The sequence below is a fragment of the Fictibacillus halophilus genome, assembly GCF_016401385.1.
Taxonomy (GTDB): domain Bacteria; phylum Bacillota; class Bacilli; order Bacillales; family Fictibacillaceae; genus Fictibacillus; species Fictibacillus halophilus.
Map to the genome: position 1 here is coordinate 1,248,678 of NZ_JAEACF010000001.1, position 26,229 is coordinate 1,274,906.

The window sequence follows — 26,229 nt, forward strand, 5'->3', positions numbered from 1 at the left end:
AGGTGTTGTGAATGACCAAAGGTGTTGATAAACAAATCACACTTGAAAGTGCTTCTGCCTATTTTCATAATGGCATGTCACTAATGGTCGGGGGGTTTGGAGGAGTAGGTGCTCCTCCAACGCTTGTTAATCTGATTTTAGAAAAGAATATTAACGATATATTTCTTATTAGTAACGATACAGGTTTTCCTTGGATCGGACCCGGAAAGCTGATCACGGAAAAAAGGGTGAAGAAATTAATCGCCTCTCATATTGGCTCAAATCCTGAAGCAGGTAAACAGATGCAAGAAGGTACGTTAGAAGTGGAATTTGTTCCACAGGGCACTCTTGCAGAAAAAATACGAGCTGGTGGTATGGGGCTCGGCGGTATATTAGTTGATGTTGGTCTAGGAACCGTTGTTGAAGCGAACAAAGAAAAAGTCACCGTGGAAAACAAAGAATACATGATTGAACCCGCTTTAACGGCTGATGTGGCGATCGTATATGCCAAAAAAGCCGATCGGTATGGAAATCTTATCTATGATAAAAGCGCTCGAAATACGAATCCACTCGTCGCTACTGCGGGACAGATAACGATCGCAGAAGTAGAAGAGATCGTACCGGTAGGCTCCCTTGACCCAGAAGAGATCATCACGCCAGGCGTCTTTATAGACTATATCATTCAGAGTAAAGGAGTGGACTGGAAATGGGTCTGGGAATTGAAACAAGGCACAGGATCGCAAGAAGAGCAGCCCTCGAAATAAGTAATGGAATGATCGTTAATCTTGGCATCGGTATCCCCACTCTTGTTGCAGATTATATTGAAAACGACCTACATATCATGCTGCACACAGAGAACGGTATCTTAGGCATGGGTGGGTCACCAGAAGCTGGCAGCGAGGATGGCAACTTATCCAACGCAGGCGGATATCCCGTTTCCATCCAGCCAGGCGCTTCTTACTTTGACAGCGCTACGGCATTTGGAATCATCAGAAAAGGATTGCTTGATGTAACGATACTAGGAGCACTTGAAGTGAGTGAACGTGGTGACATCGCCAATTGGATCGTACCAGGAAAGCGGGTCCCTGGAATGGGTGGGGCGATCGATCTTGCACAAAAAGCAAAGAAAGTCATCATTTTAATGAACCACACTGATAAGTATGGAAACCCTAAAATTGTGAGAAGCTGTTCTCTTCCACTTACTGTTAAGGAAGGTGCAGACATGATTATTACAGAGAAAGCCGTTTTTCATTGTGAAGATGGCAAACTAGTTCTTCGTGAGATCATGAGCCCTTATACGGTAGAGGATGTTATCGAGACAACAGGTGCTCCTATCGTTGTAGATGAACACATATCTGTTTTCCAATGAGAAGTTAGGGAGGTAAATCATGTTAGTGAAAGAAAAACTCTCAAACTGGTTGATGAACGAACAAGAAAACGCTATACATTTTTTACAAAAAACGGTTCAAGAAGCGAGTACGACTGGAAATGAAACGGGTGTACAAAAATTAATCGCCACAAAACTTGAGGAAATGGGACTTGAGGTTGATATGTGGTATCCGGATGGTGAAGAGTTAGCGAAACATCCCAATTTTTGTGCGAGCCGGACAGATTTCAGTACAAGTCCTAATGTTGTTGGAATCTGGCGAGGAAAAGGAAAGGGGCGTTCCCTTGTTCTTAACGGTCATGTGGATGTCGTCCCAGAAGGTGATCTAAACCAATGGAACGATCATCCTTACAGTGGAAAAATAATGAATGGGAAACTTTACGGCAGAGGATCAACAGATATGAAGGGTGGAAACCTCTCCCTTTTGCTCGCCATTCAAGCCCTTAAAGAAACAGGGGTCCAATTACAAGGCGATTTATTTTTTCATAGTGTAATAGAAGAAGAGAGTGGCGGAGCAGGAACGCTCGCTGCGGTTCTACGTGGGTACAAAGCAGACGCAGCTATAATTCCTGAACCGACAAATATGAAGATCTTTCCTGCACAGCAAGGTTCTATGTGGTTTCGTCTAACGATAAAAGGAAAAGCGGCACATGGTGGAACTCGCTATGAAGGAGTTAGTGCCATTGAAAAAGCGGTAGTCGTACTAGATGCTATTAAACAATTGGAAACGATCCGAAATGATAGAGTGACAGATCCTCTATACAAGGATATTCCGATCCCGGTTCCGATCAATGTAGGGAAGATTTCAGGAGGAAACTGGCCATCTTCCGTACCAGATACGGTTGAAATTGAAGGAAGGATAGGCGTTGCTCCTAACGAAACATTGGAAGAAGTAAAAAAGGAACTTCAGAGCTATCTATCAAAAATATCAGATCCATGGCTAGAAGAGCATAAGATTTCCGTAGAATGGTTCGGTGCTCAGTGGCTGCCAGGTTTGATTGAAACGCAACATCCACTGATGAACAAGCTCTCTAAGAATTTTAAAGATGTAGTTGGAGAGCAACCTATAATCGAAGCGTCACCATGGGGAACAGATGGAGGCTTATTATCTCATGTCGGAGACACTCCGGCGATCGTGTTCGGACCAGGGGTTACTTCGGTCGCTCATTATCCGAACGAATATATTGAGATTTCAAAGATCATGGAAGCTGCTGAAATCATAGCTTTAACGATCTATGACTGGTGTGGAGGCGAGAATGGATGAAGAAATCAGAAGAGCTATTAAAACGGAAAGAATTAAACGTCCCAAGAGGTCCTTTTAATACGGTCTTAAATTTTGTGGATCATGCTAGCGGAAGTACGATGGTTGATGTTGATGGAAACGAATATATTGATTTTGCTGGAGCGATCGGAACATTAAACGTTGGTCATTGTCCGCCAAGAGTAGTAGAAGCACTTAAAAACCAAGTTGAAAAATACATTCACCCATGTTTTCACGTGATGATGTATGAACCGTACGTTCAGCTGGCAGAGAAACTGAACGAGATCACACCTGGTGATCATCATAAGAAAACGTTCTTTTTGAACAGTGGCGCAGAAGCTGTAGAAAACGCTGTTAAAATCGCAAGGAAATATACAGGCAGAAAAGCCATCATCTCATTTGAACGTGGATTTCACGGTAGAACGTTGCTCGCCATGAGTTTAACAAGCAAAGTAAAGCCATATAAGTTCGAGTTTGGACCTTTTGCGCCAGAAACATATAAGATGCCCTATCCTTATTATTATCGAGAAGATCGTAATGTTGAGGAAACCGATAGAGCAATATTAAAGAAATTTGAAGACTTCTTCTTAGGAGAAGTTCCACCTGAGGAAATTGCAGCGATCATTTTTGAACCTGTTCAAGGAGAGGGAGGATTCGTTATTCCTTCAAAAACGTTCGTTAGTGGCCTTCGCGAGATTTGTGATAAATACAATATCCTGTTAATCGCCGATGAGATACAGACTGGATTCGGCCGTACAGGAAAGATGTTTGCGATGGAACATTTTGATGTTTTACCAGATCTCATGACGATGTCAAAATCGATAGCTGCTGGACTGCCGATATCAGCAGTAACAGGCAAAGCGGAGATTATGGATGCTCCGGCTCCAGGTGAGATCGGGGGTACCTATGGCGGAAGTCCATTAGGATGTGTTGCCGCATTAGAGGTCATTTCGATGATAGAAGAAGAAGGGTTGTTAACGAGAGCGAATCAGATTGGTAAAATAATTACTCAAACCTTTTCAAAATGGAGAGATCAATACGAATTTATCGGTGATGTCAGAGGTATAGGAGCCATGTGTGCACTTGAGATCGTCAAAGATAAAGTGACGAAAACGCCTGACCCTGACAGAGCGAAGAAAATCATTTCACTTTGTAACCAAAATGGTGTCGCCATTATGGGAGCTGGCCTCTACAGTAACGTGATCCGTATTCTGTCTCCACTCGTAATCTCTGATGAACAGCTTCTTAAAGGTTTGAACGTGATTGAGAAGCAGCTCACGAAGGTAAGTGAAATGGTATCGTCATAAGTATTTATTGTAACCTCGTCTCTTCAGACGAGGTTACTTTATTATATCAAGGATTTTTTCAAATTAATGGAAATAAACGGAATGAAAATTCGGAAAATTATGCTAATATGATGGTAGTGATGTTAAAGGGGCTGTATGACTTGCAAATCATAAAAAAATTGCTGATCGGTTCTGTCTTAATTGGTGGATTTGTTGTTTATACACAGTACGAAAAAAGTGCTGAACCAACTTGGACTGTAAATTCGGAACAATTTTCGGTTGTAAACTCATTAAAAGATGGAATGAAAAGAGAATATATCAAGTTCGATGAATTAGAGCTGATAGATAAATACGGATTTCTTAAAGAAATAAACAAGACAGTGACGCTAAAAGAATCGTATCGAACGTTAAAGATTGAAAAGATTTGGAACATGAATGGCCGCATGTATCTTTTATATAGTGTGGACGTTAAAGAAAGAGATAAAGACGAGTATCATATCCCACGGCTCTCTGTTAAAAACATGCAGTTTCAAACAAAAGAGGGTAAGGAGCTCGTTCTCAAGGCTGGTGAAGAGATGGGTCAACCAGGTACAAGAGACGAAGGGTTCGTTTATAAGCACCGTTTGTACCGTTCCATGATGCTGATGCCCGGTATGTTTGATTCTTCAGAGAACGATTGGTCGATCGTATCAAAAGCTAATATCGTTCGGCTACAGGACCTAACCATTTCTTCTAAGAACCATGGGGTAGATTCGATCGAGGATATAGCGTTAACGGTACCTTCTGAAGATCCTTATACAAAAGTATTGAAAAGTGAACCGATCAATCAAACGTTTACATATGGAGATAACCAAAAAGTTAAGATCAAATCTATTGATGCTTTACTTTACGAACAGAGACTAAGCGTAGAAATCCCAAATGATAAAAGTTTAATCGGATTTGCTAGCAAAGAAAATAAATTACAAGACCAACCTTTGACATATGGGATTCTCGGGACTAATAAAAATGGGTTTTACGTTCCCATCTATGATATGACAGGCGATGTTAACAATAAAAAAGAAAGGTCTGTCACTTTTACTTCTTCTGTACACAAAGATCCTCGTTCTTTCTCATGGAAAATTCCAAAGAACGATATACAAACGTTTCTATCGAATACAGATCAGCCGGTATTAAAGAACCAAGAAATTTTAAAGATAGGGAATACGATTATACGATATGAAGGCATGACCATGTTTGAGGGAAGCCCCAGGATAAAATTGAGCATATTCACTGATTCGAGTCAGCATTTACATCACCTGCGCCTGATTCCTGATCATTATTATAGTGATGCCGAAGTATCTGACGATTACGAACGGGTTTATAAAAACAATATCATCTCAATCTCAGACGAGAATAAAACGAGAATGGATAACTTTGAAGTACATAGTTCAGAAAATGAAAAAAAAGCCACCTACTATATAACGTTCTATAACAAGAAAGAGATGGAAAATGGTGAGATGAAACCTATTATGATTCCTGAGAGTGAATTAACGCTTACTTTATCAAATCTTTCTTATTTAAAGCCTCTTAAAAATCCGGTGGACATTATATATAAGAACATCATGATCATGAACTGATCAAACGATGAAAGTGGTAAAGGAGACAGGTTACTTTGAGCACCAAGCGGAATAAGATCATTATTGGCCTTTTGCTGTTAGTTGGATTTGTATTATACACGCAATACGAAAAAAGCGCTGAGCCAACGTGGCAAGTTAACGATGAAAATTTTGTTGTGATGAAAGACTGGGAAGAATTAATGGATGCGGAGAAATCAAAATTCAGCGATCTTAAGTTTGCTGATCACTTCAAGTTATTAAAAAACAGTCAGATTTCTATACCGTTAGCCGATAATCAACGGAAGTTTCAGGTAGAAAGAACCTATAACTTCGGACAACAGCTGTATATTCTCTACAGTGTAGACTTGTTAGAACGAGATAAAGTAGAGAGTGATATTCCTCGGTTATCGGTCGATCAAGTAGAGATTACGTCTAAAAAGGGGAAAACTTTTACATATCCAATAGGTATGTATGAAGGCGAAGGGGCGATCGGTGGTGTTGTGTACAAACATAAATTGTACCGGTCTATGATGATACATGCGCAATACGATAACATTGAAACGGAAGAAGAATGGAAGGAGGTCTTTAGCAGTGAGACGCTAAAGCTCGTTAACCCAACATTCACTTCGAACAAAGGAAAGACGAAAATCGATAACTTAACTTTTAAAGTCAAGCCTCATAATGTCTTTGAAGTACCGCCTGTTCTGGCTACAGAGACGATTGACAAATCCTTAGAGCTTTTCAATGACAAAAAGATTCATTTAAATGAGTTCGAAGTTTATCAAATGGGATCTAGAATCAAGTTGGATTCAAAGGTTGCTATGGATCTTGTTTCTTTATGGGGGACGATTGAAAATAATAATGATCAGAGTCATTTCACATTAAATACTGATATCTCAGGAAATGAAGAATCAGGCTACTATTTGGAAACATACTCCGCTTTAGATGAACTTCTAAATATGAACGCTTCAGATCATTTGAAATTGTCGTTTTCACACTCCATTCATAGAACGGACAAATCTTATTCGTTTTCAGTATCTAAACAAGATTTAGAGCAATTTGCGAGCAATCCTGAAAAAGATATTAAAAGGAATGAAGTAATCGCTGACGACACTGATTTTAAAGTTATTTACAAAGGGATCGAAAATGATGTTTCAAACGTTGAAAAAGGAATTCGGTTTTCTATTGATAACAAAGTAGAAAATGTAGGACAAGAAGACTATTTTCATTTTCAACCAAACTATAATGAGGATGAGGTTCAACAAGAAGAACGTTTTATGAATAACCTCGTTATGATCAAAAATTCAACAGGAAAAACACTGCAAAATTTCGATGTGATGCAAACATACGACAGTGAACAGTCTGGTTTTTTATTATTCTTTCACGAAGGACTTCCTAACGATGATCTCACCATCACACTATCAAAATTAACAAAAATCTATCCTCTAAAAGAAAAGATAGAAGTTCCTTTGAAACTTCCTACAGCCAAATGATAAATCGTAGAAAAAGACTGCCGAAAATTTTTAGCGGCAGTCTTTTTTTCTATGCTCTAGGATTGCTTTGAGCACGTTTGATATACATCTCTTCTTCTCCAACAATTCCACATGCTCCGCACTGAATCAATCGTTCTGAGCCTTTGTACGGGAGATGGAACATATCTAACTCACCATCTTCATACTGTTGAACAACATCACCAGTTGATGGATCTAGCTTAACAGCTACAGGATTTTGTTCGATCACGTTAAAACGCGTTCTGTTCGTCTTGCAGTTTGGACATAAATAAGGATTTGCCATTTATCGAAACCCTCCTTTTTAGTCTTAAGTTAACCAATCAAGGAAAAATTATGTAAGTTATAATTTTATTTCATTTAGCCATAGTAAGAAAAAGGAGGGATACGATATGGGTAAACAGAAAAAAGCTAATGCTAATGCACAGCGCAATAACAACGTGAAAGAAAATGGTGCAGAAAACCAAACCGAATTTGCGTCTTATGCAGAGATGGAAGTTGAAAAGATGCATCACGGCAAAAAAACAAAATGATTTTACTTCTTAAGTAACTGGTAGTATAATAAAAATCTGCGATGTTCGTGGCTTTTCCATGTCTTTAACCTATGTGCTAATGACGGGAATCCAATATGATCTGTCAGACAGCCAAGCCTTGCATTCGACTTGGAAGGCTGTAACGGCAGCTGCGGATACCCACCTGAGAGATCAGGTTCCAAAGGCATATAAAGTCACGGCAGAGCGGATTTTACTTAAACGACAACAAGCGTATTTTACATCACATGTAAAATGCGCTTTTTTCATAACATATTTCTACCGGGGGATAAAAGAAGATGGAAAAGAAAGAAGTATTACTCTTAATAGATGGATTCAATCTGCTGAGCAGATGTTATTTTGCAACAGCTTATGGAAAAGAAATGCATGATCTGCCTCGAAATTCGAAAGGACAGTTTACGAATGCAATTCGCGTAACCATTCAGAAATTGCTTATGCTCGTACGAGATCATGAGCCTTCTCACATTGTAGTTGCTTGGGATGTTAAACGTGATGAAACACTGAGAAGAGAAAAATTCGCTGAGTATAAGGGTACAAGAAACGAATTACCTGAACCGCTAATTCAGCAGTTCGAGACACTCGTTCAACTATTTGATAACATCGGAATCACGCAGCTTACAATTCCAAGATATGAAGCGGATGATATCATCGGAACACTCGCACATCGCTGGCGAAACGAAAGAGACGGAGAGTGTATCATCTATAGCAACGACCGCGATCTTTTGCAGCTTCTATGCGAAAAAACTTCACAGCTTATTTCAGTAAAAAGAGATGAGTTAAAGTATACGTTGAATCATTTTCAAGAAGAGTACGGAATCACACCTGCTCAGTGGATTGATGTGAAAGCCTTGTTAGGTGATAAGAGTGATAATATTCCTGGGGTAGCAGGAGTTGGCGATAAAGCGGCACTTCCACTCATCCAGCAATACGGTGCAGTAGAATCCATCTATGAAAATTTTGAGAATCTAGATCCTAGATACAAGAGGTACTTGAAAAAACTTGAAGCAGGGCGCGAGATGGCTGTTCTTAGTAAAGATTTATGTACGATTTTTACAGATGTTCCTGATGTAGTCGACAGAGACTTAGAAGAATGCCGATATATTTTAGACAAACAGATGGTTCGAAACGCGTTAGAAGAATTAGAGATTCAAATAAGAGTGGGTTAAGTAAGATCCCACTCTTTTAGTTTGCGTTTTATGAAATTTTTATTGAACTTAATTTCAGACAAAACCATGCCAAGTAATATCAATCCGCAACCTAGTAATGATTTTAAACCTAGTCGTTCATGAAGCAAGATGTAAGCAGTAAGTGCAGCAAAAACAGGTTCCATAGCAAAAATTAATGCAACTCTTGCAGGCGTTGTGAACGATTGAAAATGTGTTTGAGCCAAAAAAGCTAGCGCCGTTGCAAAAAAAGATGTGATCAAGAGTGCACTGATTACTTCTGGTTGCAGAACCATTTTTACTGTGAACATCTGTTGCCAGTCCTCTATTATGAATGCAGTTATGAAACTAAATGAGGCAACGGTCAACAGTTGGATAACAGTTAAACAGATAGCGTTGTAGGACGAAGAAAACTTACCTGTGAACACGATATGAAGAGCAAATGAAATGGCGCATAATAGTACATAACCATCACCGACGTTCAGAGAAAGATTGTTGTGAATCGTTAGTAAGTATAAACCGATTACAGCTAATAAAGAACTAATACCTACTTGCCAATTCAGTTTGTTCTTTAACAATAAATAACTGAACAAAGGCACTAAGACGACACTCAATCCTGTAATGAACCCAGCTTTTGAAGAAGTTGTGTATAATAATCCGACAGTTTGAAATCCATACCCTAAGAATAACCAAAAACCAAGTGTTATACCGCTACTCCAAATTTTTTTGTTTGTAAAATGGCTGAGTGAAGAACGGTTAAACAAAAATATAATTAGCAATAATGTTAAGGCTGCAATAGTAAAACGCACACTGTTGAACGAATAAGGTTCTAAAAAGGCGATTGCTTTTTGGACGATAACGAAAGTCGAACCCCAGATTAAAGCTACAAGGAGTAAATTGAAGTCAGCAAACCAAGGCTTCTTAAACATCAGTAGGTCTCTTGTTTAGTTGAATGGCTTGCCGAGCAAGTTCATCAGCTATCTTATTTTGTTTTGATGGAATCCACTTAATAAAAAATAGATCTAGTTGCTCTGTAAGATGTAAAGCTTCTTCTAGAAGTGTTGTGTAACGTTTATCTTTTGCATATCTTTTATCCACGGCGCTTTCAACCGCTTGAGAATCTGTACGGAACGAAACGATTCTCCAATTGTTTTCAATACATAATTCCAATCCATGAATAAGAGCTCTAAATTCCGCTTCATGGTTACTCATCGTGCCGATCGGAAAGCGATACGAATGTGTAGTGCCGTTTCCAACTTTCACATACACGCCAGCTCCTGAAAGTCCAGGATCACCAGCACTTGCACCATCGATGTATATCTCTATCAATTGCGTCTCTCCTCTATATGAATATATTCGTATTATAAAGGACTTTATAAAAAACAAAAAGGAGATTACTATGAACTTCTCAATAGAGTATATGTACAAACATCCAAAATCACCATTAAAGGTTCGATTTGTATCTGATCCTATGTCGTTAGCAGAGGCACTTTTTACGGCAACTGATATAGAGAAGACTGGAAGAGTATCTGAGATGATCTTTATCGATACGAAAGGTGTGACGTGGACGAAGAAAGAGCTGACTAAATTAACCCAAGTGAAAAAAGAAGAACCAAAAGATATTTCCATTTATTTTGATGGAGGTTTCAAGTCAGAGACGGGAACAAGTGGTCAAGGTATTATTATTCATTTCTCTCAAAACGATATAACCTATCGTATTAAAAAGAACGCGAGTCTAACCAATATTGAATCAAATAATGAATCAGAGTATGCTGCATTGTGGATTGCTGTAAAAGAACTTGAAGAACTTGGAGTCCAATATGAAGAAGTTAGAATTCAAGGAGATTCAAAGGTTGTCATCGAGCAGCTCAAAGGTGAATGGCCTTGTTATGAAAGTAACCTCCAGAACTGGGCAGACAAAATCGAAACACTATTTAAGAAACTTCAGATCGAACCTGTTTATCAATGGGTGGCTAGAAACAAGAACAAAGATGCCGATCATCTCGTAACACAAGCATTAAACGGAAAAATCATAAAGGCGAAGAAAGAAGTCATTGATAATTCCTGAATATAACTGGTACAATTTACTAGAATCTTTTGATTTTGGGGTTGAGGTAGACATGAATGAGAACGTTCTAGACGACTATATATCATTATTAGCTTCAAAAGGCTTCCGTCTTAGTGATGGAGACCTTCACTTTGTGGATTTCGGAAGACATTACACGGACGCAAGTGAACCTCAAGTGAAAATCGCTTTAGAAGTTACATTAATTAAACAATTATCTTTTGATGGAAGTTACTTTATAGCCATATTAGAGTCTTTAGTTAGCGAAAATATCACCTCAAAGAAAAAAGCGTATGAACTACTAGATCGGCTACAAACCAACAACGAAAGAAAACAAACTTGTACAGTGGGGTAAGTATGAAAGAACAAATGATGAAACAGACAGAGAAGTTTGTAAAAGATAAGTTAAGAAATGAGAGCAGTGGTCATGATTGGTATCACATCTATCGTGTTAAAAATCTAGCTCTGAACATTGCAGAAAAAGAAAATGCAGACCATTTTGTTTGTGTGATGGCTGCACTTTTACATGACATAGCTGACGAAAAAATTGCTGGAACGGAAGAAGAAGGTCTAAAAGAAGTGAAACAATGGTTAGAATCCATTTCTGTGGAAAAATCATACATCACGCACATTTTGTCTATCATCTCTACGATGTCATTTAAAGGCGGTAACGGGAAAGAGATGGACTCTATTGAGGGTAAGGTCGTACAGGACGCAGATCGCTTAGACGCGATTGGAGCTATAGGAATCGGAAGAACATTCGCGTATTCCGGAGCGAAGGGGCAATTGATGTATGATCCTGAGATTCCCGTTCGAGAAACGATGACAAAAGAGCAATATCGTAATGAAAGAAGTACAGCTATTAATCACTTTTACGAGAAATTATTAAAATTAAAGCATGGGATGAATACACCTTATGCAAAAAAACTAGCAGATGACCGGCATGCGTTTCTAGAGAACTTCCTAGAGCAATTTTTTGAGGAGTGGGAAGGCAGAAAGTGAGTAAGTAGTATGGACGAGAAGCAGATTCTCTCATGTAATTTCAAGCTGAATAATCCGCATTAAAAAAAGGCCAAAATAATGGCCTTTTTTAGTTAGAATCTAAACTAAAGAATGTTGCTTTTGAATGTTTATTTTTCTCTTCCTATGCAAGTTGATTGAAGCGTAAGATTGCCGACTCCTATTGGACGAGCGGAAGGTCTGAAAAGTGAAAGTGGCACGTTCAGCCCCGACAAGCAAAAGTTGGATGGGCGAGGAAGGCGCACTTTGCCTTCTTGACCGTTAAACTTTTGATCTCAAGGGGCTTGCCACTGCAACTAGACAGGTGGAGACTCCTAATGGTGCAAAGCGGCAGGAGACTCACCGTTCGCCCCATGGAAAGCGAGCTAGTGTGAGCGGAAATCAACTACTTTCATAGAGCATCCATAATATAAGAAAACAGCCTTTAATTTATTTTTAACACTCTTCTGCTGGTCGAGGTCCTGCGTCTAATCCTTCTGATGTTACAGTAAGAACAGGGTTGATCGATGCATCTTTACTCACACAAATCTGGCATGATAATCTTACATTTCCTGATAGACCCTTCGTGGCGATAATATTAGCTTCATTTTCTCCGATCGGTCCTAAGTCTCCTGACAATACTTCCACTCGGCATGTTGTACATTTCGCTTTGCCTCCACAGCGGTGAAGGATATCAATTCCATTGTCTTCAAGTGCATTTACAAGTTTTTTGCCATTCTCAATCTCATATGTACCAAATCCACGCACATCAATTCTTGCCATTTTACCTGCCTCCTTAAGATGAACACTTAGTATTTCTTTCCATTCTTATTATACGATAACCTCTTACCAAGTAAACTACATGATTAAAAGTTGTAATAGAAAAACTAATCGCATCACATACTTGTTTCATATACAATAGAGGGTGGAGTCAATTACATATGATGGAGGGTTAAATCAACATGCTAGAAAAGGTTACGTTCAAGAGTGATATCGAGATTGCCCAATCAGCGAAAATGCTGCGAATCGAAGAAATTGTAGGACAACTAGGAATTGAAGAAGATGATTGGGAGCCTTATGGAAGATACAAAGGAAAGCTATCATTAGATCTGTTTCAAAAGCTTCAGAATGTTGAAGATGGAAAAATAGTCTTAGTAACAGCAATTAGTCCAACACCGGCAGGAGAAGGCAAGTCGACGGTAACCGTGGGACTTGGACAAGCACTCAACCGTGTTGGAAAGAAAACGATTATCGCTTTACGTGAACCATCACTTGGCCCTAGCATGGGTATTAAAGGTGGTGCAGCAGGTGGAGGATACTCTCAAGTGATGCCGATGGAAGATATTAATCTTCACTTTACAGGAGACCTGCATGCCATTACGACTGCTAATAACGCATTAGCAGCATTGATTGATAACCATATACACCAAGGAAATGAATTGAACATAGATCCACGCCGAATCGTTTGGAAGCGTGCATTAGATATGAATGATCGAGCATTAAGAAAGATCGTTATCGGCTTAGGCGGACCCGTTCAAGGTGTTCCCCGAGAGGACGGATTCGATATTACAGTAGCGTCAGAAGTGATGGCGATCTTCTGTTTGGCAAACGATCTAGAAGATTTGAAAATGAGACTTTCAAGGATGGTAGTCGCGTTTAATTACGACAATCAGCCCGTAACAGCAGGACATCTGAATGCTCATGGTGCTCTTACATTACTTTTAAAAGATGCGATTCGACCGAATATCGTACAAACATTGGAAAATACGCCAGCACTTGTTCATGGTGGGCCGTTCGCAAACATTGCTCATGGCTGTAACAGTGTTATCGCGACAAAATTGGCATCTAAACTCGGTGAGATGGTGGTTACAGAAGCTGGATTCGGTGCTGATCTTGGAGCGGAGAAGTTCTTAGATATTAAAGCGAGATATGCTGGTATCAATCCAAGCGCAGTTGTTATTGTTGCTACTGTAAGAGCGCTTAAGATGCATGGCGGTCTTGCAAAAGAATATTTGAAGAACCCTGACTTAGAAGCTCTGCAAAAAGGAATGCCTAACCTTGAGAAGCATTTAGAAACGTTGAAAGAATTTGGGGTTCCTGTTGTTGTAGCTATCAACAAATTTGTGACCGATACAGACGAAGAGGTTGCTTTCATAAAAGATTGGTGCAATAGAAAAGGTGTTGCTGCCGAAGAAGCTGATGTTTGGGCTAAAGGCGGACAAGGTGGAGAAGCATTGGCAAATAGGGTGTTAGAAACCATTGAAACAGAAGAGAATAACTATAAACCTCTTTATGAACTGAACGTTTCACTACAAGAAAAAATAGAGACGATCTGTAAAAAAGTATATGGAGCAGGTGAAGTACAGTTCTCACCAAAAGCTGTAAAACAAATGAAGCAGTACACTGATTTTGGGTGGGATCAATTGCCGGTCTGTATGGCTAAAACTCAATATTCCTTCTCAGATGATCCAAAAAAACTCGGCCGTCCAGAAAATTTTACGATTACGATAAGAGAACTAAAACCTTCGATCGGAGCTGGGTTTATCGTAGCTCTTACAGGTGATGTGATGACAATGCCAGGACTGCCTAAAGTTCCGGCAGCAAACAACATGGATGTATCAGAAGACGGGAAAGCAGTAGGACTATTTTAAGAAATAGTGTAAAGTATCCTTATAAACTGCTATACTTCTGTAGGAGGGATGCATATGAAACCATTACAACTTTCAGCTGATACTGCGGTGAAATTAGCTAAAGCGCTAAACGTGCCACTCGAACAGTTGATGCATATGCCTCAGCATATTTTAGTTAAAAAGCTGATGGAATTGGAAGCATCCAAAGAAAATAAGGATGAATAATTAAGAACAAGAAGGCGAAAACCTACTATGTAGGTTTTTTCTTTTTTATTATCTATCTTTTAAAAAAAGGAATGAAAATATGGAAACAAAAAAACCTGGTTTAGTGTATACACTTAAAGTTGTTAGAGTTTCTGATCTAGGCTATGTACTAGATCTTGAAGATGGCAAAGAAGTGCTTTTACATCGGGCTGAAGCAAAGAGCAAACATGAAGAAGGAAACATGGTAGAAGTCTTTTTATATCAAGATCATGAAGGAAGACTTGCTGCGACGGAAACCATTCCAAAGGTTCGTCTCGATACATTAGCTTGGCTAGAAGTAGCAGGCGTGAATCGGAAATTAGGGGTATTTCTTCATATCGGCATTAAAAAAGATATTCTATTATCAAAAGACGATCTTCCAGAATCATGGGATGAATGGCCGCATCTTGGCGACCGTGTATATTCTGGGATGAAGTTGGATAAAAAAGGCCGCATATTTGCTGACTTAGCTACGGAAGAAGAGATGGTAGAACAAGCACAAGCGGCAACAGAAGAAATGTTTAATCAACAAACGTCAGGATATGTGTATAAGATAAATGAAGCGGGCGTACTCTTGTTTACTGAGTCAGAGCACATCGGATTCATTCATAACGATGAGTTAAAGGTGAAGCCACGTCTTGGGCAGAAGCTTGGAGCGCGTGTAGCATTCGTTCGGGAAGATGGAAGAATGAACTTATCGATGAGAGCAAGAAAGGAGATCGCGTACAATGAGGATTCTGAACGCATCTATCAATATTTAAGAGAAAATAAAGGGCAGATGCCTCTTACAGATAAGTCATCTCCAGAAGAGATCAAAGAGACTTTTCAGATGAGTAAAGCGGCATTCAAACGTGCCCTCGGTAAGCTTATGAAAGAAGAAAAAATCATTCAAGAAGACGGAAAAACATATCTGCAAATCTAAGGAGAGGAACCTGTTATAGGTTCTTTTCTTGTTTTTTGGTTCTTACTTTTCTTAAAGACTTTATAGCCCATTGAACATCAGGATTTGCAATGTCCTTCATTGGGTAAAATAAGCGTAGAGAAAGGTGGAATCACTTTGAAAAAAAATCTAGGTTTTTGGGTTTTAACAGCTCTCGTAGTAGGAAATATGGTAGGATCGGGTATCTTCATGTTACCCCGATCATTAGCAGAAGTAGCAAGTCCATCTGGTGTATTAACAGCCTGGCTGATTACAGGTTTTGGTGTGTTAATGACAGCCCTTGTTTTCGGAAATCTGAGTTTAAGAAAACCGGAATTAAATGGAGGACCTCAAAACTATGCGAAGGCCCTGTTTAAAGAGGATTCTCAATCCTCACTATTAGCAGGATACCTTGTAAGCTGGGGATATTGGGTGGCAAACTGGTCAGGAAATGTAGCAATCATCACCACGTTTGCAAGTTATCTTTCTACTTTTTTTCCTGTTATGACGAACGGAAAGATTTTATTCACCGTGATGGGAACCTCTGTGAAAGTAGGAGGAGTCATCACCTTTATTATCTGTTCTATTCTTTTGTGGAGCGTACACTTTTTGATTCTAAACGGTATAGAGGGTGCAGGAAAGGTAAACTTTATTGCTACTTTGGCAAAAGTTTTAGGATTTTTACTATTTATACTTGCTTGTCTATTTGCATTCCAAAGCAGCAATCTCGTTCCTTTTTATGAACCGATCGAGAGTGAAGGTGGCGTAACATCAGGCTTTCTATCACAGATAAATAACGCTGCGATCGCAACACTTTGGGCATTTGTAGGGGTAGAATCTGCCGTTGTTTTTGCGACGCGTGCTAAAAAGAAAAGCGATGTAAAAAAAGCAACGATCCTTGGACTAGTTATCGCATTAGCTTTGTATTTAAGTATTACTTTGTTAGTCATGGGAACATTGCAGCAAGAGGAATTAATCAACTCTCAAAAACCACTTGTTGATTCATTGATGGCAGCTATAGGACCATCTGGCAGTATGATCATGGCTGTCTTAGGGGTGGTATCACTATTGGGAGCGACTGTAGGTTGGGTTTTACTTTCCGCCGAAGTCCCTTTTCAAGCAGCACAGCAACGAATGTTTATTGCAAACTTTTTGAAAGAGAACAAAAAAGGCGCACCGGTTTTCTCTCTTTGGATCACGAACCTTTGTACACAGCTTTTCTTGTTTTCTGTTATATCTCAGTCGATGGCGTCTGCCTTTGATTTTATGATTTTTATTGCGACATTAGCTTTTCTCGTTCCATACTTGTTCGCATCTCTTTATCAGTTGAAGCTCGTTATGAGAGGTGAGACGTATGAAAAATCCGGGAGGAACCGAACGTCAGATGGAATCATTGCTGCTATTGCTGCCATCTATTCGTTTTGGGTCATCTATGCAGGAACAGCAGACCTCAAAACCTTTATGTTCGGAATTGCCTTACTTGCCTCTGGAATATTGTTTTACCCTTTTGTTCCTAAACAAACGGAATCCATCAAAAAACCGGCTGAATAATAGCCGGTTTTTTTATAAAGTTGTTTTCTGAAAGATTGTTGCTTTTAAGTTTTTTTCCTTTTTAGACTTTTGATTGTAGTGGAAGGTGCGTGCCTACCACCTGAGATCCTTCTTGCAAGGCATGCGACGAGGAAGCAAACTACGGTAGCTTTAACTTGTAGACGCAGAAGCAAGGAGCATAACTGGGCAGGTGAGACACTTATACGTGAAACGTACGAATGTGGCTCACCGCCTGCCCCGCGGAAAGCGAGCATCTGCAACGGAAATCAACTACTTTCAAAAACAACAATGAATACCAAAACAGCCTTTTATCATTATGCACCTTTACGAAGGCCAGACCCTGTATTTGCTTTTACTAAGATTTCATTAAACTTATCAACGTCAGATGGTTTAGATAGCATCGTTCCGATGATAGCGCCTAAAAATCCAAGTGGAATGGATACGATTCCTGGATTAGCCAGTGGAAAAATTGCTTCTCCAGTAAGAATTGCGGCTCCTTCTACAGGAGACCAGACACTAGGTGAGATCATAACCAAAACAAGTGAACTTATGAGTCCGACTAACATTCCTGTTACGGCACCTGCTGTATTGAAGCGCTTCCAAAATATCGTTAAAAGGATGATAGGAAGATTCGCGCTAGCTGCTACAGCAAAGGCGAGAGATACTAGGAATGCAACATTTAATTTTTGAGCGAATAATGCCAATATGATGGATACGATCGCTACGCCAACTGAAGCCCACTTTGCGGCTTTCATCTGTTCTTTTTCTGAAGCATGACCTTTTCTGATGATATGTGTATAAAAGTCATGAGCAAAAGCAGAAGCAGCTGATAATACGAGTCCTGCTACGACTGCAAGAATAGTAGCAAATGCAACAGCTGAAACAAAAGCAAATAAAAACTCTCCTCCCAGTACTTCTGCTAATAGTGGAGCAGCCATATTTCCTGCAGCATTAGCAGCTACAATCTGATCTTGTCCAACAAAAGCTGCGGCACCAAAGCCTAAAAAGATCGTCATGATGTAAAAAGCTCCAATCAACCAAGTTGCGTAAACGACCGATTTTCTAGCAGTAGGAGCATCTTTTACCGTAAAGAAACGGATAAGAATATGGGGAAGTCCGGCTGTTCCTAATACAAGTGCTAAATTTAAGGAGATCGTATCAAGCGGGTCTTTAAATTTATTACCTGGGTTCAAAAACGATTCGCCTAGAGGAGTGGCGTTTTTTACTTGATTGAACATTTCTGTAAAGCTGAAACCAAATTTAGCGAACACCATGACAGAGATGATAAACGTACCGAGCATCAATAGTATAGCTTTTACGATTTGTACCCATGATGTTGCTGTCATCCCACCGAAAACAACGTAAACCGTCATGAGAACACCAACGATAAGTACAGAATATATGTACTCAATACCTAGTAAAAGTTTGATGAGGGCTCCAGCACCTACTAATTGAGCGACCATATAAAATGTGGAGATCGCCATCGTATTCAGTGCTGCAACACCGCGAACCTTTTTATCATTAAACCTCGCAGCGATCATATCAGCCATCGTATATTTCCCTAGATTTCGAAGAGGCTCAGCCACTAAGAATAGAACAACTAAATATGCCACAAGAAAACCGATGCTGTAAAAAAAGCCATCAAAACCAGATAGAGCAATCGTGCCCGCAATTCCCAGGAACGATGCTGCTGACATATAGTCTCCGGCAATGGCAAGACCATTTTGCATTCCGGTCAATCCGCCATCTGCTGTGTAGAAGTCACTCGTTGTTTTTGTTTTCTTAGAAGCAAAATAGGTAATGACTAAAGTAAGAGCGACGATTCCTAAAAACAAAGAAAATGCTGTACCATTCATGAGGAAGCCTCCTTATCCATATCTGCTACAACTTTTTCAGCGAGTTCGTCAAAGCGCTTTGCTCGTTTCGTATAGATCATACACAGAGCCCACGTCATGATGAACTGAGCGAATGCAAAGATCCAAGCCCATGTAATATCTCCGACCGCTTTACGGTTTAATACATCTGTGTAAGCTGTTAGGATAGGAAGGCTGAAATAAAACAGTAAAAAAAACACGGTCATTGGCAGGATGAAACGTTTTTTCTCAGCCATTAATTGCTGAAATTGGTTCGTGTTAACGACTTCGCTGTAACTTGAGTGTTCAAAATTTTGCTGTTTTTTTGGTAACAATGCATTTCCTCCTCTTATTAAAATGAATGATAGTTAATCATTACACCTCCTTTTACTGAATAATCTTTATTTTCTGATAAAATCAACTTCTATTATATACGGAGGAACGTTATGATTCAACGGGAATCGTTCTTGAAGTTAGAAGGATTTAATGCGATGATTTGCGTATTATTAAATAAGGGCAAAAACAGGAGAGAGGTGTAAACATCATGAGTCTTGTCTTAGTTAAACTTGGAATGTCGGCATTCTTCGGATTGATCATCGGTATAGAGAGGGAGTTGAAAAATAAACCCGTTGGTCTTAAAACGAGCCTTGTTATCTCCATCAGCAGTTGTTTGCTCACGATTGTTAGCATAGAATCTGCTAGACAATTTTCACTTTTATCTGGTCAGACGGTCATGGACCCTATGCGTTTAGCAGCTCAGATTGTTAGTGGGATTGGCTTTCTTGGAGCAGGTGTTATTTTAAGGAGAAGCAACGATGTGATATCAGGACTAACAACAGCAGCAATGATATGGGGAGCATCAGGACTAGGAATTGCCGCCGGAGCGGGTTTTTATAAAGAGGCTGCTGCAGGTGCTTTTTTAATTCTTATCAGTGTCGAACTGATTCCTCTAATCATGAAATGGATCGGTCCTAAAGCATTAAGGCAGATTGATATTAAGTTAAAATTAGTCGTTAATCCAGACACGATCATGAGCGATGTGATGAAAGAAATCAATGAGCTGAAAGTAAAAATCGTGAATGTTCGAATAAAGGATCTTGAGAATGACTACAAAAAAATGGAGATGGCAGCCTCCATCTATGAAAAAAGGTATACCACCGATTTATATGATGATGTAAAAAAGATTGATGGGATTCGTAGTGTAGAGATTGAAACACTTGGTTGATTTAGGTTATGTGTCTAACGAACATGCTTTGGATGCATCCCATACATGGTAAACAGTGCTCGTTTCATCCTGCCAAGTTAGAGCAGAAAGGTTAAGAGTGGGCATCATACCGCTTGAAAAATACACTCAAAGTCAGTTTCATTTGTAAGGATAATAAATTAGTATAGGGAAAAGGGTGACTGAACATGTCACCCTTTTTTTAATATCTTATCAAGTTCTTGTCATGAGCATTGCTTTTATAATATTGAACCATTGATCCTACATACTCTTCAAACGGCCGACAAGTAATTCCTGACTCTACAAGATCATTTATGAGTTGTGAAGTATCATATATGGCATCATGAGAAAAATAAGAAAGAGTTTCAAGCGGGACACCGAGCCACTTCGAAACATATGAAATGGATAAACATCGTTCGGCTATTCTTCTATTCAACGTCCAGCTTGGTTTTTTTCCTGAAAGCTCCTGACACAAAAGAGTATATGCTTCCTCTATAGAAGGCGAATCTGGACTAAGCACATGATACGTTTTGGATTTTCCAACAGAATTGTGCATGAGAAACAATGAAGCATCGATAATAAAATCTACTGGAACAAGATGAATCTTAGAAGTTGTCCTTCCAATATAGGGAATAGGGAATTTTGCTAGCCGCTTTATGAACTGCATCATAAAATAAGGACCGTCAAACTTAAGAGTTTCTCCTGTTTTTGAATCACCTACAATAATACCAGGTCGGATAATCGTTATCGGCAGTTCATTCATCATATCCCTAACAAGTATTTCTGCTTCGTGTTTTGTCTGTTCATAATAATTACGAAATTGACTAGGCATGCATATGTCATTTTCCATGATCATTCCTTTTTCATCTCCGGAAACGTAAGCTGTACTAAAATAACAAAAACGCTTTAACTTCTTACATTTCCTAACAAAATCTAAGGCGTTTTTGGTACCAATCACATTGCAGAGATAAGCAGGTTCATAAGCAACGGTTAGATCATAAAGAGCTGCAAGATGTACGCAGTGAGTAACACGTTCATATAGATCTTCAACCATGTTAGAAGCTAGACCGAGATCGTGTTTTGTAATATCTCCTTCAATTAGATGAACGTTTTTGAGGTGCGGTCCCAATTTTCGCTCCGCAATTTCTCGTTCATGCTTTAAAATTAATAAATAAAAAGTAGACGAAGGATACTTTATCTGAAGAGCACTTACAAGCTTAGAAGCTATAAATCCTGGGTAACCGGTGATAAAATAGGTATGGTTCATCCATATACACCTCAGCTCATGATAAGATTAGTTTATTAGTATCAGAAAGGACCGTAACACATGAATAAGAAAACAGTTATTGTTGCAGGCTCAAGCGGATTAGTAGGAAAAGAAGTGGTAAAGCAATTATTGATTGATCCTTTGTGTAAAGAGATCATTTTGCTAGTTAGAAAGTCTTCTGGAATAAAGCATGAAAAGATAAAAGAAGTTATATTTGATTTTACATCATCTGATTACAGCATAGAACTTGCCGAAGCAGATGTCATGTTCATCTGTATCGGTACAACGATGAATAAAGTAAAATCAAAAAAAGCATTTGAAGAAGTAGACCTACATATTCCAATTAAATTAGGAAAACTTGCTCACAAGTTAAATATACAGCATGTTTCTGTTATTTCAGCTATGGGTGCTCATGCAAAGTCTACGTTTTTTTACAATCGAGTAAAAGGTAGTATGGAGTCTCAGTTGATCTCGATGGACATCCCATCTTTGACGATCGTTAGGCCGTCTTTATTATTAGGGGATCGGGAAGAGTTCAGGTTTGGAGAAAGATTTGCTGAAAAACTATATAAGGCTCTGCCTTTTATCTATCCTAGTAAATATGAACCGGTTGAATCAAGTTCTGTTGCAAGAGTGATGATACAAGAAGCTTTTAACACCCGCAATGAAACAGTAAAGATTATTGAGAACAAGAAGATTCATGAGATAAGCAGAAACATTTTAAAAAGCTAGTCTGTTTACGCTATAATAACATTGTATGTAAATGAATCGTTTTCAGGAGGAATATAACATGAATGCTTATGAAGAATATATGAAACAGATGGCTCAGCCGATGAGAGACGAACTAACGCGTGCTGGATTTGAAGAATTAAAGACACCCGAAGAAGTAAATTATTTTATGCAAGAAACAGAAGGTACTGCACTAGTCGTAATCAACTCTGTTTGTGGATGTGCGGCTGGTCTTGCTCGTCCGGTTGCCGTTGCATCTTTAAACCATACGGTAAAACCTGACCAATTTGTGACTGTTTTCGCTGGCCAAGATAAAGAAGCGACAGCTCAAATGAGAGAATTTTTTGGAGAGATTCCACCCTCTTCTCCTTCGATGGCTGTATTAAAAAATGGAAAAGTCGTTCATTTTATTCATCGTCATAACATTGAAAATCATGCACCTGAAGAGATTCTTGAGAATCTTCTCGGGGCATATGATGAGCATTGTTAATCACTACATCTCGTATAAAGGGAACTATAAACAATAAGAAAGAGAGAAGCTGATCTGCTTCTCTCTTTCTTTTTTTAGATATGATGACTTAATGAGATGAGGATGAAGATGAAGATGAAGAGGAAGATTCGTCACAGTCGTATTCTTCTTCTTTACAATGAAACGCAGTAGCACCGATAATGATCAACAGGATGAATAGAACAACAATAATTAAAAAGCCGCATCCGTGTCCATAGCCACCATAACCTCCACCATGATAATCACCATGATGAATCGGCATGTTCGCTACCGGTTTCATGTTGATGTTCATATTGTCACCATAAGGCATATTCATTTTTTTATTTTCCATTTCAGTCCCTCCAAATATTTAAGTCTAGGTCAACGTCACATTACACCATATGACCGAAACACCTAAACGGACACGGACAAATGCGGAGTTTTTAGTGAAATCGCCTGTACTTTTTTAGGAGAAGAGCCTATTTTTCGACTTTTATCAGAAAACCCTAAGAAAAAGGTGGGAAGTCAACCTTGTCCTTGATAATTGAACATCATCTGTATAATAACGATTTAATTAATCCATAAAAAAAGAACCGTTCTATTAAAAGAACGATTCTTAGATCCATTTTACTTTAGGCTCTGTTTTCTTAGCGATTCTTACAATGTTTTGTCTATGTCTATAGACTAAGAAAAGTGTAAAACCGATTAAGATATACGTTGTCAGCCAATCACCTGCAATGAAAAAGCTTAGTACCACTGAGCCAACTCCAGCCATGATGGACGATAGAGAAACGTATTTACTTATGTATAATGTTAAAAAGAAAGTGAACAAGACGAGTACAAACAATAACGGTTGAGCGAATAATAAGACGCCACCAGAAGTAGCAACTGCTTTACCGCCTTTAAATTTTGCGAACACGGGGTAACAATGCCCAATAACAGCAGGTACTCCTGCAATGAGAGGATGAAGATCCACATCCAGCAATATAGGCAAGCTTGCAGCTAGTGTTCCTTTTAAAACATCAGCTGCTGAAACGATAAAACCAGCTTTCTTTCCTAATGTTCGAAATGTGTTCGTACCGCCTAAGTTTCCGCTTCCATGTTCTCTAATGTCAATGCCATATCCAATTTTTCCAACTAAGAGTGCAAAGGGGATCGAGCCGAGTAAATAAGAAAGTAAAAGAATAATGATGATTTCAAACATATGAACACCCCTTAAATATGAGACTAGCTAGTTTTATTATAGGATATAATGTTTGGTTTTCCCACAATTACTTTTATAAAAAACGGCATCCCTTAAGAAAGGGTGCCGCTTCTTTTTTTCTCATTTCTCTTTATGAATGGCATCCACCAATTCCAGTCTCCAAGCAGTTTCATTAGCGACGGAACGAAGACCATCCTCACAATCGTTGCATCAATAAATATGGCGAGAGCAATTGCGATACCAATCTGTTTAACTGGCATGACATTAGTAAAAGCAAATGATCCTGTGATGACAATCATGATTGCTGCAGCAGATGTAATGATCTTAGATGTGGAAGTTAATCCGAGCAGGGTAGCACGATCATTATCTCCTGTCTCTTCGTAGATCTCTTGTATTCTAGAGATCAGAAACACCTCGTAATCCATACTGAGTCCAAAAACGATTCCGAAAGTGAAGACGGGTATCATCAATCCAATATCAACAGGTTCCATAATGACACCGCTTTGGAAGATCCAAACAAGGATGCCGAAAGTAGCGGATAAGCTTAGCATGTTCATAAAGATTGCTTTAACCGGAATGAAAACAGATCGAAATGCAATCATAAGAATGAAAAGTGTTGTAATAAGAACGATAGCTAAGCCGTAAGGAGCTTTTTCTATGATCTCATCAAAAATCTCTTGATTAAACTTCGTAACCCCACCGATTGTGATGGATAGTCCTTCATGTTCTTTCTCCCATTTTTTTACGAACTGTTTGGCATCATCACCCGTCACATCAACTGATAGATAAGCTTTAATCACAGCAGTATCGTCATTAATAAAAGGTTTCAGAACAGGTGAGAACTGCTGTTTCCCTTGATCGGTTTGGAGTGCTTGAAAAAGTTCTGATCCGTTTAATTGATTTGTGTACGTAAAAATAGATTCCGTTTTATTTACTTCTTTTTCATTTTGAAGATCTTTTATTAGTTTTTCGAGAGCTAAGAGTGAATCTTCGTCTTTAAGAAATGATTTCTCGGATTCAGCCACTAATGTTACAGGATATAACTCATCTTCGCCGAACGTTTTTTCAAATTTCTCAAATGCGAGTCTCGATTCGTAATCGGGTGGCAGTGCGTCGGCTTCTGGTATGGAAAGCTTCATGTCTTTTACAGGTGTAACAGATAAGCCTAGAGCAAGAGCGGCAACTACAGCCATGATTATAGGTCGTTTCATAACAAAAGCTGCAAAGGTGTGCCAAACGGATTTACTGTTCTCTTTCGTCTTAAACAATTTTAGAGCGTTCACTCGCTGTCCTAAAATTGCTAACATGGCCGGTAAGAACGTAATGGCATTCAGAACGGAGAGGACTACAACGACCATGCCGCCGATCGCAACCGTTTTAAAGATGTCAATATCGATCAACAACATGCCAGATAGTCCTAAGAACACACATAAACCTGAGAAGGCGATAGATCGGCCAGCCGTTTGTACAGATAGTATTGTAGCTTTTTCAATACCGCGATGAAGCTCTTCCCGAAAGCGGTTTACTAGGAGCAGCGCGAAGTCTATTCCTAAAGCTAGACCGATCATTGGAACAACATTGAGTAAGAAGATGCTCACATTTGTTGTTTGTCCGTAAAAATAAAGAAGGCCAAGTGAACTCGCAACCGAGATTAAACCGACAATGATCGGTAAACCGGCCGCGATCAAACCGCCGAACGCGAGCAGAAGAATGATTAAAGCAGCAGGTATACCGATCGCTTCTGCTCTGGCCAGATCATTTTGACTGGCAGTATTCATATCTTCCGCGATTACGGGTCCACCTGTTAATGAAACTGAGATTTCATTGTCTTCTGGCATCCGATCTCTTATTTGATCAATAGAGGTTTTTAAATCACCAAAACTTTTGTCAAACTGAACAGAGGCAAAAGAAACGTTCTCTTTTATGGATTTGTCTGGAACATCGTAGGGACTTTGAATAGCGACAACGTCTTTGACGCCGTCCATTTTATCAATCGTGCTCATCACGAATTCCTTATACTCAGCATCTTCTGGAGCGTATTTTTCAGAATCAAAAACAAGCATCACGGAGGATTTTGGCTGATTGAACTTATCCTGAAGAGTGTTTTCTACTTTTGCAAAAGATCCATCCATTTCAAACCCGCTGCCGCTTAAAATGGATGGAAGCTTAACAGCAAAAAAGCCTAAGAGAATGGTAGTTAGAACCCAAAATGTTATAATAAGCTTACGAAAACGATAAGTAAACTTTCCTAAGGTTTGAAACGATAAACCCTTTCTCATGATTAGAGCCTCCTCATACTTCTATCTTCCAATATTTTAGGTTTGTTCTAT

The 26,229-nt window shown here is 39.2% G+C and carries 27 protein-coding genes, 1 other RNA gene and 1 pseudogene; 19 read left to right on the top strand and 10 right to left on the bottom strand.

The window, feature by feature from the left end; translation table 11 throughout:
• The first annotated feature begins 11 nt into the window (after positions 1-11).
• The 6 genes from I5J82_RS06550 (at position 12) to I5J82_RS06575 (ending at position 7,001) form a co-directional block, all read left to right on the top strand.
• Positions 12-743: a CoA transferase subunit A gene (locus tag I5J82_RS06550; RefSeq protein WP_198767149.1), complete on the top strand. Its 732-nt coding sequence runs from the start codon at positions 12-14 to the stop codon at positions 741-743.
• Positions 686-1,348, top strand: a complete 663-nt coding sequence (locus tag I5J82_RS06555) for a 3-oxoacid CoA-transferase subunit B (protein ID WP_198767150.1) — start codon at positions 686-688, stop codon at positions 1,346-1,348. The genes I5J82_RS06550 and I5J82_RS06555 overlap by 58 nt, the downstream gene beginning before the upstream one ends.
• A 19-nt stretch (positions 1,349-1,367) precedes the next feature.
• Complete coding sequence (locus tag I5J82_RS06560) at positions 1,368-2,630, top strand: peptidase (RefSeq protein ID WP_198767151.1); 1,263 nt, start codon at positions 1,368-1,370, stop codon at positions 2,628-2,630.
• Entirely contained in the window at positions 2,627-3,934 is a 1,308-nt protein-coding gene (gene gabT, locus I5J82_RS06565) for a 4-aminobutyrate--2-oxoglutarate transaminase (protein ID WP_198767152.1), read from the top strand. Before I5J82_RS06560 ends, gabT begins: the two co-directional genes overlap by 4 nt.
• A 140-nt stretch (positions 3,935-4,074) precedes the next feature.
• On the top strand, positions 4,075-5,529 hold the full coding sequence (locus I5J82_RS06570) for a hypothetical protein (RefSeq protein WP_198767153.1): 1,455 nt from the start codon (positions 4,075-4,077) through the stop codon (positions 5,527-5,529).
• Between the two features lie 35 nt (positions 5,530-5,564).
• Complete coding sequence (locus tag I5J82_RS06575; protein WP_198767154.1) at positions 5,565-7,001, top strand: hypothetical protein; 1,437 nt, start codon at positions 5,565-5,567, stop codon at positions 6,999-7,001.
• A gap of 49 nt (positions 7,002-7,050) precedes the next feature.
• Here the strand turns inward: I5J82_RS06575 and I5J82_RS06580 are convergent, their stop codons facing one another.
• Positions 7,051-7,302: a DNA alkylation repair protein gene (locus I5J82_RS06580; protein ID WP_066394007.1), complete on the bottom strand. Its 252-nt coding sequence runs from the start codon at positions 7,300-7,302 to the stop codon at positions 7,051-7,053.
• Positions 7,303-7,408: 106 nt separating this feature from the next.
• On the opposite strand from I5J82_RS06580, the gene I5J82_RS06585 reads away from it, so the two are divergent.
• From I5J82_RS06585 to I5J82_RS06595, 3 genes are all read left to right on the top strand, one after another.
• Positions 7,409-7,549, top strand: coding sequence for a hypothetical protein (locus I5J82_RS06585; protein ID WP_186320522.1), 141 nt, complete (start codon positions 7,409-7,411; stop codon positions 7,547-7,549).
• A gap of 30 nt (positions 7,550-7,579) precedes the next feature.
• Positions 7,580-7,764: non-coding RNA, 6S RNA (ssrS, locus tag I5J82_RS06590), on the top strand.
• 81 nt (positions 7,765-7,845) lie between these two features.
• Entirely contained in the window at positions 7,846-8,733 is an 888-nt protein-coding gene (locus tag I5J82_RS06595; RefSeq protein WP_198767155.1) for a 5'-3' exonuclease, read from the top strand.
• Here I5J82_RS06595 and I5J82_RS06600 read toward each other — a convergent pair.
• Positions 8,730-9,659 (bottom strand): DMT family transporter, encoded by a 930-nt coding sequence (locus I5J82_RS06600; protein WP_198767156.1) that lies wholly within the window; start codon positions 9,657-9,659, stop codon positions 8,730-8,732. The genes I5J82_RS06595 and I5J82_RS06600 overlap by 4 nt on opposite strands.
• The gene (locus I5J82_RS06605; RefSeq protein WP_198767157.1) at positions 9,652-10,059 is read right to left on the bottom strand and encodes a reverse transcriptase-like protein; all 408 of its coding nucleotides are present in this window, start codon (positions 10,057-10,059) and stop codon (positions 9,652-9,654) included. Before I5J82_RS06605 ends, I5J82_RS06600 begins: the two co-directional genes overlap by 8 nt.
• Positions 10,060-10,129: 70 nt before the next feature.
• On the opposite strand from I5J82_RS06605, the gene I5J82_RS06610 reads away from it, so the two are divergent.
• Genes I5J82_RS06610 through I5J82_RS06620 form a run of 3 tightly spaced genes read left to right on the top strand, consistent with a single transcriptional unit; the run spans position 10,130 to position 11,797 of the window.
• Positions 10,130-10,798: a reverse transcriptase-like protein gene (locus I5J82_RS06610; protein ID WP_198767158.1), complete on the top strand. Its 669-nt coding sequence runs from the start codon at positions 10,130-10,132 to the stop codon at positions 10,796-10,798.
• A gap of 52 nt (positions 10,799-10,850) precedes the next feature.
• Positions 10,851-11,150: a DUF6123 family protein gene (locus I5J82_RS06615; RefSeq protein WP_198767159.1), complete on the top strand. Its 300-nt coding sequence runs from the start codon at positions 10,851-10,853 to the stop codon at positions 11,148-11,150.
• 2 nt (positions 11,151-11,152) lie between these two features.
• The gene (locus I5J82_RS06620; RefSeq protein ID WP_198767160.1) at positions 11,153-11,797 is read left to right on the top strand and encodes an HD domain-containing protein; all 645 of its coding nucleotides are present in this window, start codon (positions 11,153-11,155) and stop codon (positions 11,795-11,797) included.
• A gap of 453 nt (positions 11,798-12,250) precedes the next feature.
• Here I5J82_RS06620 and I5J82_RS06625 read toward each other — a convergent pair whose 3' ends face one another.
• Positions 12,251-12,577, bottom strand: coding sequence for a 2Fe-2S iron-sulfur cluster-binding protein (locus tag I5J82_RS06625; RefSeq protein WP_198767161.1), 327 nt, complete (start codon positions 12,575-12,577; stop codon positions 12,251-12,253).
• Between the two features lie 179 nt (positions 12,578-12,756).
• On the opposite strand from I5J82_RS06625, the gene I5J82_RS06630 reads away from it, so the two are divergent.
• The 4 genes from I5J82_RS06630 (at position 12,757) to I5J82_RS06645 (ending at position 17,137) form a co-directional block, all read left to right on the top strand.
• A complete protein-coding gene (locus tag I5J82_RS06630) occupies positions 12,757-14,445 on the top strand; it encodes a formate--tetrahydrofolate ligase (RefSeq protein ID WP_198767162.1) in 1,689 nt (562 codons plus the stop codon).
• 54 nt (positions 14,446-14,499) lie between these two features.
• Entirely contained in the window at positions 14,500-14,649 is a 150-nt protein-coding gene (locus I5J82_RS06635; RefSeq protein WP_082861366.1) for a YycC family protein, read from the top strand.
• Positions 14,650-14,728: 79 nt separating this feature from the next.
• Positions 14,729-15,589: a CvfB family protein gene (locus I5J82_RS06640; protein WP_198767163.1), complete on the top strand. Its 861-nt coding sequence runs from the start codon at positions 14,729-14,731 to the stop codon at positions 15,587-15,589.
• A 129-nt stretch (positions 15,590-15,718) separates the two neighbouring features.
• Complete coding sequence (locus I5J82_RS06645) at positions 15,719-17,137, top strand: amino acid permease (protein WP_198768936.1); 1,419 nt, start codon at positions 15,719-15,721, stop codon at positions 17,135-17,137.
• A 314-nt stretch (positions 17,138-17,451) separates the two neighbouring features.
• Here the strand turns inward: I5J82_RS06645 and I5J82_RS06650 are convergent, their stop codons facing one another.
• Together I5J82_RS06650 and I5J82_RS06655 are read right to left on the bottom strand one after the other, a co-directional pair.
• Complete coding sequence (locus I5J82_RS06650; protein WP_198767164.1) at positions 17,452-18,993, bottom strand: solute symporter family protein; 1,542 nt, start codon at positions 18,991-18,993, stop codon at positions 17,452-17,454.
• Positions 18,990-19,325: a DUF485 domain-containing protein gene (locus I5J82_RS06655; protein ID WP_198767165.1), complete on the bottom strand. Its 336-nt coding sequence runs from the start codon at positions 19,323-19,325 to the stop codon at positions 18,990-18,992. The genes I5J82_RS06650 and I5J82_RS06655 overlap by 4 nt, the downstream gene beginning before the upstream one ends.
• Positions 19,326-19,534: 209 nt before the next feature.
• Between I5J82_RS06655 and I5J82_RS06660 the strand changes: the two genes are divergently transcribed.
• Positions 19,535-20,215: an MgtC/SapB family protein gene (locus I5J82_RS06660; RefSeq protein ID WP_197127872.1), complete on the top strand. Its 681-nt coding sequence runs from the start codon at positions 19,535-19,537 to the stop codon at positions 20,213-20,215.
• Between the two features lie 199 nt (positions 20,216-20,414).
• Here I5J82_RS06660 and I5J82_RS06665 read toward each other — a convergent pair whose 3' ends face one another.
• Entirely contained in the window at positions 20,415-21,479 is a 1,065-nt protein-coding gene (locus I5J82_RS06665) for an SDR family oxidoreductase (RefSeq protein ID WP_198767166.1), read from the bottom strand.
• Between the two features lie 60 nt (positions 21,480-21,539).
• Between I5J82_RS06665 and I5J82_RS06670 the strand changes: the two genes are divergently transcribed.
• Entirely contained in the window at positions 21,540-22,211 is a 672-nt protein-coding gene (locus tag I5J82_RS06670) for an NAD(P)H-binding protein (protein WP_198767167.1), read from the top strand.
• A gap of 58 nt (positions 22,212-22,269) precedes the next feature.
• Positions 22,270-22,698, top strand: coding sequence for a BrxA/BrxB family bacilliredoxin (locus I5J82_RS06675; protein WP_198767168.1), 429 nt, complete (start codon positions 22,270-22,272; stop codon positions 22,696-22,698).
• A gap of 166 nt (positions 22,699-22,864) precedes the next feature.
• Here I5J82_RS06675 and I5J82_RS06680 read toward each other — a convergent pair.
• From I5J82_RS06680 to I5J82_RS06690, 3 genes and pseudogenes are all read right to left on the bottom strand, one after another.
• A pseudogene (locus I5J82_RS06680) lies at positions 22,865-22,978 on the bottom strand (YjcZ family sporulation protein); the annotation flags it as partial.
• 333 nt (positions 22,979-23,311) lie between these two features.
• Positions 23,312-23,899, bottom strand: a complete 588-nt coding sequence (gene plsY / locus I5J82_RS06685; RefSeq protein WP_198767169.1) for a glycerol-3-phosphate 1-O-acyltransferase PlsY — start codon at positions 23,897-23,899, stop codon at positions 23,312-23,314.
• A 92-nt stretch (positions 23,900-23,991) separates the two neighbouring features.
• Positions 23,992-26,178 carry an MMPL family transporter gene (locus I5J82_RS06690; RefSeq protein WP_198767170.1) on the bottom strand — a complete coding sequence of 729 codons (2,187 nt, stop codon included), beginning with the start codon at positions 26,176-26,178 and terminating at the stop codon, positions 23,992-23,994.
• Positions 26,179-26,229: the final 51 nt, after the last annotated feature.

Coding starts and splice junctions, on each gene's coding strand:
- I5J82_RS06550 (WP_198767149.1), top strand. CDS start 12: ATGACCAAAGGTGTTGATAAACAAATCACACTTGAAAGTGCTTCTGCC.
- I5J82_RS06555 (WP_198767150.1), top strand. CDS start 686: ATGGGTCTGGGAATTGAAACAAGGCACAGGATCGCAAGAAGAGCAGCC.
- I5J82_RS06560 (WP_198767151.1), top strand. CDS start 1,368: ATGTTAGTGAAAGAAAAACTCTCAAACTGGTTGATGAACGAACAAGAA.
- gabT (WP_198767152.1), top strand. CDS start 2,627: ATGAAGAAATCAGAAGAGCTATTAAAACGGAAAGAATTAAACGTCCCA.
- I5J82_RS06580 (WP_066394007.1), bottom strand. CDS start 7,302: ATGGCAAATCCTTATTTATGTCCAAACTGCAAGACGAACAGAACGCGT.
- I5J82_RS06585 (WP_186320522.1), top strand. CDS start 7,409: ATGGGTAAACAGAAAAAAGCTAATGCTAATGCACAGCGCAATAACAAC.
- I5J82_RS06595 (WP_198767155.1), top strand. CDS start 7,846: ATGGAAAAGAAAGAAGTATTACTCTTAATAGATGGATTCAATCTGCTG.
- I5J82_RS06600 (WP_198767156.1), bottom strand. CDS start 9,659: ATGTTTAAGAAGCCTTGGTTTGCTGACTTCAATTTACTCCTTGTAGCT.
- I5J82_RS06610 (WP_198767158.1), top strand. CDS start 10,130: ATGAACTTCTCAATAGAGTATATGTACAAACATCCAAAATCACCATTA.
- I5J82_RS06615 (WP_198767159.1), top strand. CDS start 10,851: ATGAATGAGAACGTTCTAGACGACTATATATCATTATTAGCTTCAAAA.
- I5J82_RS06620 (WP_198767160.1), top strand. CDS start 11,153: ATGAAAGAACAAATGATGAAACAGACAGAGAAGTTTGTAAAAGATAAG.
- I5J82_RS06625 (WP_198767161.1), bottom strand. CDS start 12,577: ATGGCAAGAATTGATGTGCGTGGATTTGGTACATATGAGATTGAGAAT.
- I5J82_RS06630 (WP_198767162.1), top strand. CDS start 12,757: ATGCTAGAAAAGGTTACGTTCAAGAGTGATATCGAGATTGCCCAATCA.
- I5J82_RS06635 (WP_082861366.1), top strand. CDS start 14,500: ATGAAACCATTACAACTTTCAGCTGATACTGCGGTGAAATTAGCTAAA.
- I5J82_RS06640 (WP_198767163.1), top strand. CDS start 14,729: ATGGAAACAAAAAAACCTGGTTTAGTGTATACACTTAAAGTTGTTAGA.
- I5J82_RS06650 (WP_198767164.1), bottom strand. CDS start 18,993: ATGAATGGTACAGCATTTTCTTTGTTTTTAGGAATCGTCGCTCTTACT.
- I5J82_RS06660 (WP_197127872.1), top strand. CDS start 19,535: ATGAGTCTTGTCTTAGTTAAACTTGGAATGTCGGCATTCTTCGGATTG.
- I5J82_RS06665 (WP_198767166.1), bottom strand. CDS start 21,479: ATGAACCATACCTATTTTATCACCGGTTACCCAGGATTTATAGCTTCT.
- I5J82_RS06670 (WP_198767167.1), top strand. CDS start 21,540: ATGAATAAGAAAACAGTTATTGTTGCAGGCTCAAGCGGATTAGTAGGA.
- I5J82_RS06675 (WP_198767168.1), top strand. CDS start 22,270: ATGAATGCTTATGAAGAATATATGAAACAGATGGCTCAGCCGATGAGA.
- plsY (WP_198767169.1), bottom strand. CDS start 23,899: ATGTTTGAAATCATCATTATTCTTTTACTTTCTTATTTACTCGGCTCG.
- I5J82_RS06690 (WP_198767170.1), bottom strand. CDS start 26,178: ATGAGAAAGGGTTTATCGTTTCAAACCTTAGGAAAGTTTACTTATCGT.